7 protein-coding genes are annotated in these 17314 nt (G+C 62.5%); all 7 read right to left on the bottom strand.

Going from position 1 to position 17314, the window contains the following annotated elements; genetic code table 11:
* Window positions 1-26: 26 nt before the first annotated feature.
* A complete protein-coding gene (locus CLV89_RS15850; protein ID WP_106164646.1) occupies window positions 27-1928 on the bottom strand; it encodes a serine/threonine protein kinase in 1902 nt (633 codons plus the stop codon).
* A complete protein-coding gene (locus CLV89_RS15855) occupies window positions 1925-2710 on the bottom strand; it encodes a PP2C family protein-serine/threonine phosphatase (RefSeq protein ID WP_106164647.1) in 786 nt (261 codons plus the stop codon). Before CLV89_RS15855 ends, CLV89_RS15850 begins: the two co-directional genes overlap by 4 nt.
* On the bottom strand, window positions 2707-3435 hold the full coding sequence (gene tagF, locus CLV89_RS15860; protein ID WP_106164648.1) for a type VI secretion system-associated protein TagF: 729 nt from the start codon (window positions 3433-3435) through the stop codon (window positions 2707-2709). Before tagF ends, CLV89_RS15855 begins: the two co-directional genes overlap by 4 nt.
* A 3-nt stretch (window positions 3436-3438) precedes the next feature.
* A complete protein-coding gene (gene tssM, locus CLV89_RS15865; RefSeq protein WP_106164649.1) occupies window positions 3439-7038 on the bottom strand; it encodes a type VI secretion system membrane subunit TssM in 3600 nt (1199 codons plus the stop codon).
* 64 nt (window positions 7039-7102) lie between these two features.
* A complete protein-coding gene (gene icmH, locus CLV89_RS15870; RefSeq protein ID WP_243395039.1) occupies window positions 7103-8782 on the bottom strand; it encodes a type IVB secretion system protein IcmH/DotU in 1680 nt (559 codons plus the stop codon).
* The gene (tssK, locus tag CLV89_RS15875) at window positions 8782-10113 is read right to left on the bottom strand and encodes a type VI secretion system baseplate subunit TssK (RefSeq protein WP_106164650.1); all 1332 of its coding nucleotides are present in this window, start codon (window positions 10111-10113) and stop codon (window positions 8782-8784) included. Before tssK ends, icmH begins: the two co-directional genes overlap by 1 nt.
* 152 nt (window positions 10114-10265) lie before the next feature.
* Window positions 10266-17291: a hypothetical protein gene (locus CLV89_RS15880; protein WP_207796952.1), complete on the bottom strand. Its 7026-nt coding sequence runs from the start codon at window positions 17289-17291 to the stop codon at window positions 10266-10268.
* Between the last annotated feature and the right edge of the window lie 23 nt (window positions 17292-17314).

Below are 17314 nucleotides of genomic sequence, written 5' to 3' on the forward strand. Positions count from 1 at the left end.
GGAAGACACATCTGCCATCACGATTTCTATTCGTTGTTTTCAGGCGCGGTCTCGCTCCCGGACGGCTGCAAGACGATACCGGAGACACGCACTGCCGCTTCGCCGCCGGTCTCGCGGATTTCCCGTTCGATCTGCTCCAGCGCCGCGCCGAGATCGCTGCCATCCTGCAAAAGCGCCGTTCCAACAAGCGCCTTGGGCGTCGCGATCGACAACACCAGCTGCGTCTGTGTTGGTGCACCGCGCGGCGACGACAGCCCAAAGGCCAGAGCGCGTTGCTGGATCTGCTCGCCAAGATTATACACGCGCCCCTCGGCGTCGATAAGAGCGGTCCAGATCTGTGCGTCGCGCGCACCCGCAAGCCGGCCCTTCACGGTTTGGCCAGAGACTATCTCCGTCGTGGTGACCATCAGATCGAGGTCCGGACCGGGTCGCGCTTGGAAAAGCTTTGCAAAATCAAGCGCGGCGCATTGTGCCGGACTGACCTGGAAGGCCAATGTCCCTGGCACGATACCGAACTCGGCCTCGTATGCGGAACTTAGCTCCGGCATGGTGTCCGGTTCCTGGGTCATGACCGAAATCATGCCAGCCCGCGGTCCGGTTGCGATGCGGTGGGCATAGGAACACCCCGCCTCAGCATAGCGCGCCAGAAACGCCTCTCGCCCCACCTCTTGGCGCGGCGGCAAGCTGTCCACGGCCGCGCCGACAGCCGGTCGATTGGCAGACGGCGCAATCCAACCCTCCTGCCAACCATACCAGCCCGCGCCGCCAAGTATCACGACAAACACCAGAACCATTGCGAACAACAACCGGACGGGCATCGGATCTCGGGGCGCCAGGTCGGCAGGTGCGACTGGTGTCGCAGCCGCCGGGCCGGGCGGCAACACGCCGTCCAACCCCGGTGGACGCGTGAGCCCCGGCACCGCGGGCGCAGGGCGACGCGGGCGCGGCTTCTCGGCAATCATCTCTCGCAAGGCCGCCATATCCGCCGGGCGATCTGCAGGATCAGGTGCCAACATCTGCGCAAGAATGGGACGCATCTTCTGCGGCAGGTCATGAAGGTCGGGCACCCTTGCCCGAGCGTCGATCGCCCCCTTGATCGATGCGCCCATGGCGAGCGGTTTTCCTCGAAGTGCCGCGATGATCAGGAGAGCAAGACCATAGATATCAGCCCGAGGTCCCGCCTCGCCACCGAACAGCCCCAACTGCTCGGGCGCCACATACTTCAACTTGCCGGCAAACTGGTTATCAATCCGCGGATTCGCGAGAATATCAGAGCGCGCGATACCGAAATCGATCAGCTGCGCATCACTTATGCGCCCTGCCGGCAACATGACATTGTCCGGCGAGAGATCCCGGTGCACCACCCCCAGATCATGCGCAGCCCCGAGACCCTCCGCCAGGCGGTACATAAGCTCATACGCGGCGCTGACACTAAGGCCACGGTCCGTACTCACGTAATCCGCCAGGGTCAGCCCGTCGATGAACTCCATCACGAGGAAATAGCGATCAAGCTGCACATCGCGCACATAATTATAATATCGCACAATGGCCGGGTGGGTCAGTTGGCGCAGGGTGCGCGCTTCGCGCTTGAACAGGAGTGATGTCTGCGGATCACGCATGAGATCTGGCAGCACCACCTTGATCGCAACCGGATCGCCAGTGCCGATTTCCACGCCTCGATAAACCGAGCCCATCCCCCCGGACTTCAGCACCCCCGTCACACGGTAGTTGTTGTTGATAAGCGTTCCGACGGGGAGATCGGTATCCTCTTCTGTCGTCCTAGACGCTGCGACGGGTGCGAATTGGGTCGCCTCGTGCTCCTGGTCGGCGGAAGAGAGATCTATGCGCGTGCGGTCCTCATCCTTGGTCCCTTCAGGGTTCGCCTCTTCGGGGCTGTAGAGACGCGTTTTATCACCCTCGTCGCTCATTCCGACCGCACCGAAGGACGGGTGACTTCGTCAAAAAAGTCCGGCGAGCAGGCCACCACGATGATGGTGACGTTGTCGCGCGCGCCGCGCGCCAGAACCTCGGCGATCAAGGCGTCACAAGCGTCCTGTGGCGGGCGCTCTGCCAAAATCGCAGCAATCTCCGCATCTTCGAGATGTTCGCACAACCCGTCCGAGCACAGCAAGAACCGATCCCCCGGCAACAGCTCCCCCGACACAATATCGCATTGCGGTCGGGGCGTCACACCGATGGCTCGGGTGATAACATTCTTGCGCGGGAAGTCCTTCGCCTCATCCTCGGAAATCTGGCCCGCATCAATCAGCGCCCGCAGCTCACTATGGTCACGGCTTTGCTGCACAAGTTGGCCACCCCGCATCAGGTAGGCGCGGCTATCCCCTGACCAAACGACGGACCACTCCGCCTCCTGCGCAAGAAGCGCGACAACAGTGGACCCGATGGTCGCCCGGGAGTCCTGCGCCTCGGCGCGGCGACGTATCGCATCATTTGCGCGGATCAAGCGATCCATCAAGCGGGCCTGAAGATCCGCATGCGACACGGGCACGCCGATCGAGTCGAGCTCCTCTGCAATCGCGGCAGAGGCAAAATCCCCCGCCGCGTGGCCCCCCATGCCATCTGCGACCGCCCAAATTCCAAAATCCGGCCGCGCAATCAGGCTGTCTTCGTTGATCTCCCGGCGACACCCGCGATCTGTGGCAAGGCCGGTCTCAAACGCGAAGACTCCATTTCGGAAGTGTGCAATCATCTGCTTTCCCCCTCCGTTGCGTCGTTGCCCGCAGCACCGTCATCCTCCACGGCGTTCTCGGGCTCAGCCACCATGCCGCCAAGGAGCCAACCCAGCGCTGCCGCATCCGGCAACCCAGGACCGGCGAGCCATTGTGCGGCATAGCCCGGCCCGCCCGCGACCCAGAAATGGCTGCGCAGCAGCGTGGCGCGATCCGCTTCGACAGGGCATGCAGCATGCAACAGCGCCTCGAGCTTGCCTTCGGGGTGATGCGCCGAAACCCAGGGACCTTGGCTCACTTTGGCGCTTTCGCCCGGCACGGCAACCTCAAGCCCCTCCAACAGCGCTCGCCCCCCTGCTCCCGGGGTGGCCCGGTCCAAATGGCTGGAAAACGCAACAAGAAGGTCCTGATCCTCCTGTTGCGTCGGCGGGGCGACATCTGCACCTTCGGCCAGCAACAAGAGGGGATACCGCCGCCCGACCTGATCACGTGAAGGGCGCAAGACCCCCGCGAGCGTGGCGCCGAATACGCCGCGACCGATCCAGAACCGCAGCTCACGCGCCTGGTCCCAGAAGGCCGGCCAGTCATTGCCTAGCTCATCGCGCAAATCAGGCAGGACCTGATCGAGCCAGCCGCTCAGCCCATCGGCAACAGCCTCACCAAGCCCGGCACGGAGAAAATCCCCATACCCTGGGTGTTTTCCAATCAAGCCGATACGCGCCGCGTCAAGAGGGTCCTGATCCATGGCTCACTCCACTGAAACGGGGCAGGAGAACTGCGAAAGCTCGGGCATCAGGAAAGGCACTGTCGTGCTGTCAAATTCCATACGATAGGTGATCGAGCGGCCCCCCACCTCTTGGGTGACATTCGCAACATTCCCGTTCGTCCGAACCCGCGCCGACCGCAAGAAGCTCATGATATCCCAGCGGCCCTGCGAAAAGCGCAGTGTTGACTCGCGGTTGCGCTCCTCCGGGAACAGGCTCAGCGACACGCCAGAGGCCGGCCCGGGCCAGACCATCTGCGCCGCCGTTGAATTCGGCTGCGTGCGCAATGCGTTGCCATTGAGCGACAAGACCGCAAGTTCCACCGAGGGGGACGAGCTTTCATGGGTCACGGATATCTCCACCTCTGGCTCCGGTGCGCCCGAGGCGAAGAAGGCCAGGCGGATGGCTTCTGCCGCGCTGAAGGAGCGCAACAAGGCCGGCGACAAACGCTGCCCGATCGCGCTTTCTGGCGCCGGTTCAAGCCCGTTCGGCCCGCGCACCACATGCGGTTGCAAATAGGTGCTGAAGTAGTGATCCATACGCCCGCCCGGACCGAAGAACTGGCCAAAGATCTTGGGCGCGACCTGACGACCGTTCCGCCCGAACGGAAAGTAAGGCCCGATATTCTGCTGGCAGAAGGCGGCCACATCATCGTTCAACGCGCGTTGGATCTCGCCGAGTGTGGCATCCTGGGCCACGACCGAGAACTCACTTTGCACCTTGTTGAGCATCGCCGCCAAGGGCGTTGGAAGCCCCGAGTTATTCGACGTCAGGGTGGCCAATGTCTGCCGCAGTATCGTTTCATCCGCGGGCGTAGGCGCCATGGCAGCCGTGCGACGATTTTCACGCAACGCCTGAAGGTTCGAGAGAATCCCGTCGATCGGCCGTTTACTCACGTCGCCTTCCAGAAGCCGATGCCAAATCGCGAAATCGCTCGTGATACGGTCCACCTGCGCGCGTTGCGAGATATCGTCGGGCGCTGGTGCGCCGCCTCCTGCGGCAGCCTCGGGACGCTCCTGTTCCTTGCCCTTGGCGCGCAGCTGATCCATCACGACGCGTTGGAACACGCCGGATCCGGCATAGACGCGCGAGAACGCCGCATCACCAAGAGCATTGCCGATACCATCCCCGCCACCGGCAAGTGCGGCAGCGGCCGCCGAGGCATCCATATTGTCGATTTCTTCATACAGACGGCTGAGCCGGGTTTGACGATCCACCTCCTGGACGAGACGCAGCAGCGGTGAATCCACTGACGATGACGCGACGCCGAGCGTATCATAGCGCGGCGGGTCCGCAGACATGCGCGCCATGGTGAGACGCGAAAGCACGGTGTTCCACGCGTCGGCGAACGCCTGACGGTACATCCGGTGGAGATCCCGCAGCAAAGACCCCAACTGGCGATCATAATCCACCCTGTTGGCCGCATCTCCCAGGACCCAGCGGTCCTCTTCTAGGCGGGTGCGGGCGCTGCTCAACTCTTCAAGGAAGAAGCCCCAGTAGCCCTCAAATGTATAGAGCCCCGAAACGCCCAAATCGTTGAGATCACTGCCGTCATTTGTCGCAAGAACCTGGTCCACCTGACCGCCGATTGCCGAGGCCAGCTCCACCCTGGCCAGACCCGCGTTGAGCGCCCGGTCCTGGATCGCCGCCCAGGCTTGCTCATCAAGCGGGAGTGTCACAATGGCATCCCGCGCCTGACGCACGATTGCCGGGTCGATGCCGATGATATCTGTGCGCGTGTCGTCCAGCTCAAGCATCGCGCTGAGGTGTTCATTCAACTGGTCGCGGGTCGCGGTTTCACCAAGCGCACGATACTGGCGCCGCCAGAGCGCATCGAAATACCCTTCGATCGCGCCACCATCCGCCGCGCGCGCAGGCCCCTGACCGCCAAGCAGCAGATAGACCTTGAGCGCACGATAAACGCCAGCCGTATCATCATCCGCAATCAGCTGCGGAATGGTGTTTTCCATCCACAGCACCAGACGCGGGCGCAGCATGCGCTCCAACCCGTCCGAATAGGTTCGCCGCGCAGCCTGATGCAGCTCCTCATACCGCGAAAGGCCCATGTCCGCGATATATTCCGGCGCATCTGTGCCCTCAAACCCGGCAGTCACGTTCCGCAATCGCGCAAGCTCTGACAGCACGGTGGACGGGTCCGGATCCGCAATAACCGTCCGCGACAGCTCTTCCCGCGCGATGTCGGAATAGGCCGCAATGTCTTCCTCTGCGTCCTTCATCAGATCCGCGTTCTTCCAAAACGCGTAGCCAAAGCTTGTCATCAAAGAGAGCGCGACTACCGCGATCACGCTCAGACCACCTGTATGCAAAATCTGACGCCGCCGCACCGCACGCCGGTCAAACCCAACCCAGTCGCGCTCTGCAAAGATCACCTTGCGCAAGAGATCATGCAGAAAGTAGCTTTTGCCCTTGCCGGACATGAAGGCGGGACGGAAGCTGGCAGCGGCATCGCTATCCCGTGCCATCGCGCCCAGAACCTGATCAATGGGCGTCCCTTCTTGGGTGCCCGACGTGAAATAGAAGCCACGCAAGATGGCATTGGACTTATAGCGGGTCGGCTCAAAGACATGCCGCAGGAACTCCGCCATGTTTTCCCGCATCAAGGCGATCTGCCCCGGAAAGCCGAAGATAGCGATCCGTGCCGCCGGGTCCGGCTCTGCCGTCATCCGGTCGACCAGCGCATCGGACAGCTGCGTCATCAGCCCGTCAAAGGCCTCGGGCACCTGCTCGTGGGTCCGCGTCTTGCGATCACGCGTGGGGAAGGTGTGTCCCCAGACCAGACGCCGCCGTGACTGGCTAAAGGCGCCAAAGTACTCCCGAAACCCCGAGATCAGATCGGCTTTGGTAAAGATGGCATAGACCGGAACGTCAATGCGCAGTGTCTCGTGCAGCTCGGCCAGCCGGGCGCGCACAGTTTCGGCGTGGCGCTGGATACTTTCATCCGTGCCGCGCATGATGTCCTCGATCGAAAAGGCCAAAATGACGCCGTTCACCGGCTGATCCGGGCGGCCTTTTTTCAGAATATCAAGGAACGCCGCCCAGGACGCCTTGTCTGCGGCACCGTCACTGTCATGGGTCGTGTACCGCCCTGCGGTATCAATCAGAACCGCGTCTTCCGCGAACCACCAATCGCAATTTCGGGTCCCGCCAAATTCGGCAGCACGATCAGTCGCGCCATCCTGACCCGGAAACTCAATGCCGGCGTTCGCCAGAGCCGTCGTCTTGCCCGCACCGGGTGGGCCGATGATGATATACCAGGGCAGATCATAGAGAAAATTGCGTCCCCCGCTCTGGCGCAGTTTCGCCAGGGCGTCCTGCATCCCTTCCGACAGAACCTTCCCGTCGCTGACCGGTGCTGCGACCAGACTGTCCTCGAGGGCCTGCGCTTTCTTGCGACGCGCCCGCACACGCAAATACCAGATCAGCCCGATCAATGCATAAAGCACCACGATCACGGTGCCACGCAAGACCGGCCCCGAGATCGCAGCGATCCCTGTCAGCGGGAACCCGAACCAGATCAAAGGCGCCAAGACGATCAGCGCAAAGGCGATCAAAAACCAACGCATCCAGACAGAACTGAGGGCTTTGCCAATGAGTGCAAAGAATCTTCTTAAACGGCTAAACACTGTCTTATTCCTCTCGCGGGATCAAAATTTCGACCCGACGATTTTGTGCACGCCCCTGCGCAGTGGCGTTGTCTGCCACTGGTTCTGACGCGCCTTTGCCTTCGACGTCGATCCGTTCGGGGTCTGAAATCATCTGTGACAGCCACGTCGCAACGGTTTGCGCGCGCGCTTCCGAGAGCTCCTGATTGGTTTTGAACCGCCCCGCCCCCGACATCGGCACGGTGTCCGTATGCCCCACCACGCGGACCTGCCCTTGTTCACGATCAAGCATTTGCGCGACTGGCGTCAAAAGCTCATCCGCCGCGTCCTGTTCCGCCAATGCTTCACGCCCGGAGGAGAAGCGCAGGGCTTCGCCGACCCGCACCAAAACCCAGTCGGTGCTTTGATCGACGACCACCTGGCCGGCCTCGATCGGCAGCGCAAGAGAGGTGCGGATACGCTCCATCTGCGACGTCTCCGGCGCCTTGTAGGGCTCCAGCACGGGCTCGGTGCGTTCGATCGTGATCGCGGGCAGCTGTTGGTGCAGCGCGAGAAACATATCGCCGATGTCTGCGGACCGGCGGGTCAGAAGAACCGAGAACGTGCCAAACAGGACCACCACCATTGATACCGCAATCAGCCCCACCACCCAGACCGGTGTCACGGTCCGGCGGCGCCGCGGGTTCATCGGCATCGCCTCCCATTGGGGCGAGACATCATCATCGGGGCGGGGATTGACCCGGCGCAGGGTTTCATAGATCGCCCTGCGGATCCGTGCGATCTCAACTCCGCCATTGGGCAGAGTGCGATATTGCCCCTCGAACCCCAGCTCCAGGCAGCACAACATCAGCTCCAGGAGCGGATAGCTCTGTCCGGGCGCTTTCATGGCGTGATCCACCTTCTGGAAAAAGCCAACACCAGAGGAGCGCTCTCCGAAGAAACGAGCAACCATGGAATACTGCAGCCACATCCCGCGATCCGCGCCGGGCAGGTTTTGAACAATGTCATCCGCCGTGGCCGAGAGCGCATATTTCGCGTCTCTCACCTGCTCTTGCGGTAGATTCAGCGCCAATGCGCGGGCTTCAAAATCATTGATCGCGCGCGCGACGTGGTCAAGCAGGGGACCGGACTCCATTTCCACCAGCCCCGTCCGCAGCCGCCCGAGCAGGATCAACAACCCCGTCGATTCCGCCAACAGCGGGTTTGACGCGGCACCGCCCTTGCTCGCATCTGCGGCACGCAAGGCATCGGCAAGGGCGATCTTTGGCGCGGCCTCGCGGCCCTGCGGATCCGGCGCGGGCCGGTTCAGCTCGGGGAAGATCCCTTCCTCAGGGCTGGATGCACCGGTTTGCGGTTGATACCAGCCCGCAGGCTGACCCGACGGATACCCCTGCCCCGCGCCATGGCCCGACGGCCCCTGCTGCGGCAAGAATGGGTTCGGCCCAGGCGGATGTTGCCCCGGATAGCCCGCCGCAGACGGCGCCTGAGGTCCAGGCTGCGCGGCGGGAGGTGTGCCCTGCCCCGAAGCCGGATTAAGCGCGCCCCCGAGCCATGTATCCTCGTCATTTGGCGGATGTCGCGGCGCTTGACCTACAGGCGCAGGGCTGGCGGGCGCTTGCCCCGCCGGTTTGCCCTCGCCGCTGGACTTGCGCGGCGGGAAGGCAGGCATCGGTTGGCCAAAAACGGTCTTGTCATCATCCGACATCAAGCACTCTCCGGCACCGCCCACAGCTCAAGCTTCATATCGGGCCAATTGCCCGCAAAATGCAGCCCGATCGCGGGGGCTGAGGAAAAATCGCCCCAGAGCTGCGTGGATTTATCGAGTAGGAAATAGACATTGGTCGAAACCACACGGATTTGACGTGGCGGGTTCGGCAGGTGAACCAAGCCGACACCCGGCAGGTTGTTGTTGATGATCGTTTTCATCTGCGTGGAGGGGCCGACCTTGCAAAGCTGCGGAAACTGGGTTTGCACCTGGCCGAGTGGCAAGCCCGAGCTGACCTCCAACACAAAGGTCGCCTGTGAAAAGAGGGAGCGGTCATTGACAAGCGCCGCGTAGGAGTTGGCGCGCACCTCCTGCAAGGGCAGGCGAATGGCGCGTCCGACCTCTCGCGCCAGAAGCCGCTGAATGGTTGCGACCACCGGCTGGAAACTGGCCTGAGGGTCGCTGTGCGAATAGTCCTCATACGCGCGCGTATGGCGCTCCCCCTGGTCAAACGTCGAAAGCTCCCCGGCGAGGCCAATGAGTTTCTCATAGAGGCGCTCGGGGTGCACATTGGCCATGGATTGAAGATGACGCAACACTGGCAGTTCGCGGTTGAGCACCATCAGCATCAGATAGTCGCTGGACTGCATCCCCCCGCCCGAACTCGGATCCGATGCATAGCGAGAAAGCGTCTCGAGCTTGGCTTCCATCCAGCCGACCACACGGCTGAGATAGCCATCAAACGCCGGGTGAACCGGCAACCGCAACGCGGCAGGCGGAACCCGGTCGTCCAGGGTCACGATCCCGTCGCGAAGATCGAGAATGCGCCCGATCTTCAGATTCTGATATCCCGGCCGCGGCGTCTTACGCAGGCTGAGCTCGAGACGGGGGTCGGCAATTTCCACAACCTGCTCGGAGCGGCTGGCAGAGATGTTACTGGCCACCGTGTCCGAGGCCAGCACATAGCGGGTCGCGCTGTCTTGCGCGGCGGGTGCGATGTCCTGCCCGTTTATCGTCGCATCTGGAAGCGTCAGCCAAATGTCCAGACCCGCGCCATCATCCGGGACCTCGACCGGCAGCGGCAACGGGGCCACTGACGGCGCATCGAAGGGCGTGCCATCCGGCATAATTCCGCTCACTTCGTTCAGTCCGATCTGGCCCAGCTGCGCCTTGTCGCGATCAAAGCGCAGGCTGGACAGCCCCCAGGGGTATGGGCTCAGCACCGCAGTGCGGGTGCGAGACAGATATTCATGATACCGATCGGCCTGCTGTAGGTGATGGGGCTGCAGGAAAAGCCCTTCTTTCCAGGCAACTTTACTGAAGAGTGACATGAATGGATCTTCGCTCCGAGCAATATGTGCAACTGACGCGTGCATAAATCCGACAGGCGCGCGCCCTAATTCATCCTGTTGTAAGAGGTGACCTCGTTGGGTCAACCCCTCCCCATTGTGCAACGCGCGCCCTCAAAAGAGCGCGCGTGTTTTCAGAACTGTAGCCGCATCTGCGCTGTGACGCCCCAACCATCGAGTTGATCTCCAAAGCGGCCATCAACACGAATGGAGGTATCCAGCTGACGCGCGGACAAGAAGGCCGAGCCAGGGTCCAAGATACGGGTGTAGTTCAACCCAAGGCTAAGTTCGCCATACTCACTCAGCAGGTCGTTGCTCGCATCAAGCGGCGCGCCAAGCTTATTGCCCGCTGCATCAAGCTGATAATAGCTCGCACCGGCAACATCGGCGAAATCGCGATAATAGCTCAGCGTGCCGAAGTAATTGAGCGCGGCAAGACCCGACGGGCGCACAGTGCTCCGGGACAGGGTCAACGAGGCAAAGCCAACCTTGTTGGTGATCGGATCAAACTCCAGCACGCCGTCGTCATCAGGATCAGACTTGTCATTGGAGAAATAGACACTGTCCGCCGTTGTCCGACTATAGGCAAAGCCAAGCGTGGGGATGAAATTGATGCCCTCGCCAAGACCCGTCAGCGGGATGGCATAGCCAAGCGAGCCGGAGATCGTTGAGCCCGAGCTGTCATAGCTTTGGTCATCGGCACCGAGGCGCTCTCCGAACGGACCTGCGGCGGCGCGGTTTTGCAGATCATAGCTGGTGCGGTCCGTCCGCGCCTGCAGATCCGCCACCCAACGCCCTTTCGAGGCACCGAGATAAACACCGCCATAGATCTGGTCGAATTCGATATCGTTGCGGCTGGTCACAATGGACTCGTTTAGCGTGGCCGTCTGCGTATCGAAGAAAAAGACGGGCTGCGTGATCGTACCGCGGTTGACGCCGCCAATCACACCGTAGCTCAGGTTCCAACCGCCGATAACGCCCTTAAAGCAGCTATTGTCAAAGCCGAACTGCAAACCGCCATAGGTGGCATCCACAACGGATTCAAACTGTCCGAGCTGAGTTTCAGCCGACCCGGAGGCAGAAACCCGCCCCCCGGTCGCCCTTGCCCAAGCGCCATTGCCACACAGATCGTCCCCTTCACCGGCGGCAGCAAGGCCTGAAATATAAGGACTTGTGGGTCGGTTGATCACGGACCCCATCAAGGATTGCGCCACCGTCAGACCGCTCGCCAGACCTGCGAAGGCCGGATTGGCACCGGACACCAGAGAGACCTGCCCGCCTGACGTATCATTGGACAACGCATATAGAATGGCGCCTGTCGACGGGAGGCCGGTGGAGCTGACACTCAGCCCTCCATTGGATCCATAGCTCAACACCGAAAGCGGCGCGTCCAGCGCTGGCTGATCCGCGCCAGAAAGGTTGTTGAACGCAAAGACCACATTCCCCGAGACCGCGCCCGAGACAGAAATCTGGTCCACACCCTGCGCCCCGGTTGTCGCCAAATCGATATCCACCGCAACCACACCTGAAAGGTCCGCGTTGCCATCAATTGTTAGCCGGGTCGAGATGTCATCATCCGCCAGGGACAGCACGCCATCGGAGGTGTTGGTGAAGTTCCCGCTGATCGAAGAGGTGCCCAGGGCCTGCATCTGGCCCATGTTGCGCAGCGTGCCAGCAGCCACACCCGCATCCGTCAAGGCGAGGGTTCCAAAATTCTCCATATCCGCGGCAGCAAACGTCCCACCAACAATGCCAAACGCGGCATCTGTTGCATCGGCACTGCCATTGCGGAACGTGTCGCCAACAGTCAAATCGCCGGCAACGCTGAATGTACCGAAGTTTGCGGTCTCACCCGTAATCCCAGCCGCAGCGCCCGAAGCCACAGCGACAACACCGCCCTCCGCATTGTTGAGACCGCCGGAAATCTGGCCAGCAAGCGCCGCATTGCCACTGTTGTCGAGATCCCCTGCAAGCGTTCCGGAGCGAAGCTCCAACATCGCTGTATTCTCCAGGTCCGCTGCAAGCGTCCCACCGTCAAACAAGAGGTTGGCGGTGTTCTCATAGAGACCCGACGCAAGCGTGAAGGTGCCGTCTTGCAAGGTGACCAACACGTCGGAGCTCACCTGGCTGACAGCGCCGCCGAGTGAAAGATCGCCAGACACCGTCAGCGCCGCACTATCGCCGAGCGTGAGGTTCCCCGAGATATCCCCCGATGCCGATGACACCGATGCTCCGGAAAGAGCTAGGGTTCCAAGAGACGCGCCCTCGGCAACAAAGGTCCCATCCGTAATCGAGACCTGATCCGCCGTGCCGCTCAGGCTGAGCGTGCCAGCGCTCGTCACATCGGCCACGGTTCCCGCGATGCCCAATGTACCGTCGCTTTCAACCGTGCTGGACCCGGTGACCGTCGCATCTTCGCCCACCACAACAACAGCGTTAGAAATCGAGAGCGTCCCAGAGACAGAGCCACCCTCCAAACTTCCGGTCCCCCCGGTGAAGGTCAGCGCAGCGCTCGCCCCCGCGGTTTGGGTGAAGCTCCCCCCGGACTGCGTGACATTGCCGAGGGTGCCGCTGTTGATCGTGCTGCCTGCGGTTTGGGTCAGGTCGGCTGTGAGGGTGCCGGTGTTCTCAAAGCTGCCCGTGTTTGCCAGACCTCCGGCAACGCTCAGCGTGCCAGCGTTGGACAGGCTGCCGCTGTTGCTCAGCTCGTCCAGCCCCAGGCGCGCGCCGGAGTTGATCGCGACCGTGCCCGCGTTGCGCAGGTCCGTCTGCGTGGCAGACACAACGGTCCCCGCGCCAAGGATAAACTCACCGTCTTGCAGGTTGTTGAAAACATTGGCCGAACCGTCACCGATGGTGACCGTGTCACCGCTGGCGCCCGCCGTCACGATCTGCCCGGCGTTGTTGATCGCCGTATCCGTATCGCCAAGGTTCGCCGCGATCGTGCCCGATCCGTCAAACCGGATCAGCCCACCGTCGGCATTGTTGATGGCGCCCGCATCCAGAACCGAAGCCCCGTCCGCCAGCGTGAGTGTTCCGCTGTTATCAAGCGTGTTGCCCAGCCCCTCCAGCGTCCCGCCGGCGCCAATGGCCAGCGTGCCGCTGTTGTGAATGCTCTGCGCCGTCAGTTCAGCACCCGCGCCGATGGTCAGCGCATTGCTGTTGCGCAGCACCCCAAGCCCCGTCAGCCCGGCGCCAGCCTCGATCTCAAAGCTGCCCGCGTTGGTGATATCAACGCCATTGCCCGCGATCTGAGCCGTCACCCGCGTGGTGGAACCCGCCAGAGTCGTCACGTCCTGTGCCGCCGTAAGATCACGGCCCAGCTCAAGCGTGCCTGCGTTCTCGACCTCCGCGTCGAAAATCACATCGCTCACCACCGCATCTGCCGCAAGCCGGACCACGTCAGCCCCAACGCTGAACGATCCGACGCTGCCGTCGATGGTGCCGTTGATCGTCAGCACCCCGGTGACCGAAAGCGCAGCCCCGCTCTGGGTCGCGATGATCACGCCATCATTGGTCACGTCTCCCGCAACCGAAGTGGTGCCCGAGAGCTCGAGCCGGCCCTCCTCCGCGATCAGCACATCATCGCCGAAGCTGCCGCCCTGCGAGACCAGAACCGCATCCGCGCCCACCGAGGTCGCACCACTGATCGTGCCCGAGGTCGTCACCGTGCCCCCGGTCAGTGTCACATCCCCGGTCACCGTCCCACTGTTTGTCAACGCACCACCCGAGACCGCAACCGCCCCCGAAATCGCGCCCGTGTTCGTCACAGACCCACCCGACAGGTCCAGACCACCGCTCAGCTGCTCTGTGTTCAGGCTGCCCCCGGTCACGGTCGCGCCCCCGGTGATGGTGCCCGTATTTGTGACAGTGCCGCCAGATAGATCCAAGCCGGCAAGGCTTCCTGCGGTGTTCAACACCCCGTCCGATACCGCGGTCTGGCCAAGCACAGAGCCGCTATTGGTCACCCAACCTTGCGCGTCTGACAGAGTCAGCGTGCCGCTGATCGCACCGGCATTGGTCAGCGTCCCCCCCGTTACCGACACCTGGCCAATCACCCCGGTGCCCCCATTCGTGAAGGTCCCGCCGGACAGTGCCAGCGCCCCGGTCACCGTCCCGCTGTTCGATCCGGTGCCCCCGGACTGCGTGACATTGCCGAGGGTGCCGCTGTTGATCGTGCTGCCTACGGTTTGGGTCAGGTCGGCTGTGAGGGTGCCTGTGTTCTCAAAGTTGCCCGTGTTTGCCAGACCACCGGCGACGCTCAGCGTGCCAGCGTTGGACAGGCTGCCGCTGTTGCTCAGCTCGTCCAGCCCGAGGCGCGCGCCGGAGTTGATCTCGACCGTGCCCGCGTTGCGCAGATCCGTCTGCGTGGCAGACACAACGGTCCCCGCGCCGAGGATAAACTCACCGTCTTGCAGGTTGTTGAAAACATTGGCCGAACCGTCACCGATGGTGACCGTGTCACCGCTGGCGCCTGCCGTCACGATCTGCCCGGCGTTGTTGATCGCCGTATCCGTATCGCCAAGGTTCGCCGCGATCGTGCCCGATCCGTCAAACCGGATCAGCCCGCCGTCGGCATTGTTGATGGCGCCCGCGTCCAGAACCGAAGCCCCGTCCGCCAGCGTGAGTGTTCCGCTGTTATCAAGCGTGTTGCCCAGCCCCTCCAGCGTCCCGCCGGCGCCAATGGCCAGCGTACCGCTGTTGTGAATGCTCTGCGCCGTCAGTTCAGCACCCGCGCCGATGGTCAGCGCATTGCTGTTGCGCAGCACCCCAAGCCCCGTCAGCCCGGTGCCAGCCTCGATCTCAAAGCTGCCCGCGTTGGTGATATCAACGCCATTGCCCGCGATCTGAGCTGTCACGCGCGTGGTGGAACCCGCCAGAGTCGTCACGTCCTGTGCCGCCGTAAGATCACGGCCAAGCTCGAGCGTGCCTGCGTTCTCGACCTCTGCGTCAAAAATCACATCGCTCACCACCGCATCTGCTGCAAGCCGGACCACGTCAGCCCCAACGCTGAACGTCCCGACGCTGCCGTCGATGGTGCCGTTGATCGTCAGCACCCCGGTGACCGAAAGCGCAGCCCCGCTCTGGGTCGCGATGATCACGCCATCATTCGTCACGTCTCCCGCAACCGAAGTGGTGCCCGAGAGCTCGAGCCGGCCCTCCTCCGCGATCAGCACATCATCGCTGAAGCTGCCGCCCTGCGAGACCAGAACCGCATCCGCGCCCACCGAGGTCGCACCGCTGATCGTGCCCGAGGTCGTCACCGTGCCCCCGGTCAGTGTCACATCACCGGTCACCGTCCCACTGTTTGTCAACGCGCCACCCGAGACCGCAACCGCCCCCGAAATCGCGCCCGTGTTCGTCACAGATCCACCCGACAGCGTGATCGCGTCTGTCACGGTCAGAGTGCCACTATTGGTCACCTCGCCATCGGACTGAAGCGACGCCAGCGTCAGCGCCGCACCCGTGCCAATGTTGACACCGCCCGAATTTGACAGATCGAGACCGGTACCAGAAAGCGTATCGCCCGCCGCAACATCCAGCACACCCTCGGCCTCAATGTTCAGACCGCTTGCGGCCGAAATCAAAACCGTGCCGCCGCCCGCCGCGGTCAGCAGCCTGCCGTCTTCGGCAATCACGAACCGGTCCGCTCCGGTCAGGGAGGCGCCGGCGGCAAGTGTGGCGGTTCCGCCAATGCTCAAGTCCGCCGCGCTAAAGGCCGCATTTTGCCCCAAGTCCAGACGACCAGCACCCGCGTACTGAGCTAGGCCAGTCAAACCCGTGTCATCTGCGAGCACCAGCGTCCCGTCATTGCTCAGGCTTTGATCCGTGCCGGAAATCTCCGCGGTAACGGTAACCTCGCCCGTATCAACGATAGTCAGGCTGTGGGTCAGATCGCTCGAAAGCTCCAGCGACCCTGCAACCCGCAGCGCCGCATCAAGGCTCACATTGCCGGTGATACTGGACCCGGTCACGACCTCGATCTCATCGGCGGTGACCACCAGCCCCGAGGTTCCGCCGACCAAATCACCGATGTTGACAAAGCGCCCGCCCGTCACCGTCAATGTTGTCGCAACACTGTCGGAGGAGGCAAGACGGCCCAGGTTGGTCACGTCACCGCTGCTGGTGATTGCCCCTGACAGCGTCGCGCTGGCATTCTCGGAAATCATCAACCCCGCGAAACTGCCGCCATTTGTGGTGAGGCTGGCCGTATCAGACAGGGTGACAAGACCGCTTGTCGTCCCGTTCTGGATCAGCGAACCGTCCCCGGCCATCGTCAGCGCATTGACGATTGTACCGGTGTTGGTGACACGCCCCGCACTGGTGAACGCGCCGGTCACGGTCAACGTCCCGTCATTGGTCAGGTTTCCGGCGTTCTGCAGATCGCCAGTGATCGATGTCATCCCAGAGAAATTTGCCTCCGCAGCAGCAGCAGGCAAATCTTCACCGTTGATGGTCACATCGCCGTCAAATGTCCCATTGTTGGCACTCAGCACCGTGCCCGCCTCGGCGAGGGTCATGCCTCGGATGGTCGCGGTGTTGCTGAACGTACCATCGCGCACTGTCACATCACCGGTGATCGTGCCGGCATTGCTGAGGGTGCCGCCATCGACCGTGATGGAGGAGTTCGCATCCATCGTTGTGCTCAGCGTCAGCGTCCCCGAGGAGACCGTCACGCCCTCAAGCCCATCAAAGGCTCCGCCAAAGGTCACATCACCAGTGGTCTCAAGCGCAAGCGCCTCCTCCGTCCCATCAAAGGTTCCGTTGAATCCGCCCGCCCCGGTCGAGGCGATCACAAGATCCGTCGTGCCATCTAGCCCGTCCAGCTCAGAGGTGAAAATGCGCCCGTCACCCGACAGGGCTGAAATGGTCGTATCTTCCCCGGCCAGATCAAACGCAGCGCCAGCCGCAATGCTAAGCGGCGCATCCGCAAGCAGCGCAACCGCCCCGCTTGACCCCAACGCCACCGTGCCCGCGTCAATCGACAGGGTCGCGCCCGCGCCGCTTGTCACATTCCCCGACGCCAGCGTCAGAACACCGGAGCTTGCCGACAGCGACAGATCGCCGTCCAGCGACAGATCACCGGTCAGCTGTGTCGTGCCGTCGCTGCTGATCTGCGCACTCACGCCCGTCGCAACCGAGAGATCATTGCCCAGCACCGCAACATCCGCGAGGCTCAGCA

The sequence above is a fragment of the Tritonibacter scottomollicae genome (genome assembly GCF_003003215.1).
GTDB classification, from domain to species: domain Bacteria; phylum Pseudomonadota; class Alphaproteobacteria; order Rhodobacterales; family Rhodobacteraceae; genus Epibacterium; species Epibacterium scottomollicae.

Bases quoted from the DNA above. Each gene is read 5' to 3' on its own strand.
- CLV89_RS15850 (WP_106164646.1), bottom strand. From the start codon at position 1,928: ATGAGCGACGAGGGTGATAAAACGCGTCTCTACAGCCCCGAAGAGGCG.
- CLV89_RS15855 (WP_106164647.1), bottom strand. From the start codon at position 2,710: ATGATTGCACACTTCCGAAATGGAGTCTTCGCGTTTGAGACCGGCCTT.
- tagF (WP_106164648.1), bottom strand. From the start codon at position 3,435: ATGGATCAGGACCCTCTTGACGCGGCGCGTATCGGCTTGATTGGAAAA.
- tssM (WP_106164649.1), bottom strand. From the start codon at position 7,038: ATGCGTTGGTTTTTGATCGCCTTTGCGCTGATCGTCTTGGCGCCTTTG.
- icmH (WP_243395039.1), bottom strand. From the start codon at position 8,782: ATGTCGGATGATGACAAGACCGTTTTTGGCCAACCGATGCCTGCCTTC.
- tssK (WP_106164650.1), bottom strand. From the start codon at position 10,113: ATGTCACTCTTCAGTAAAGTTGCCTGGAAAGAAGGGCTTTTCCTGCAG.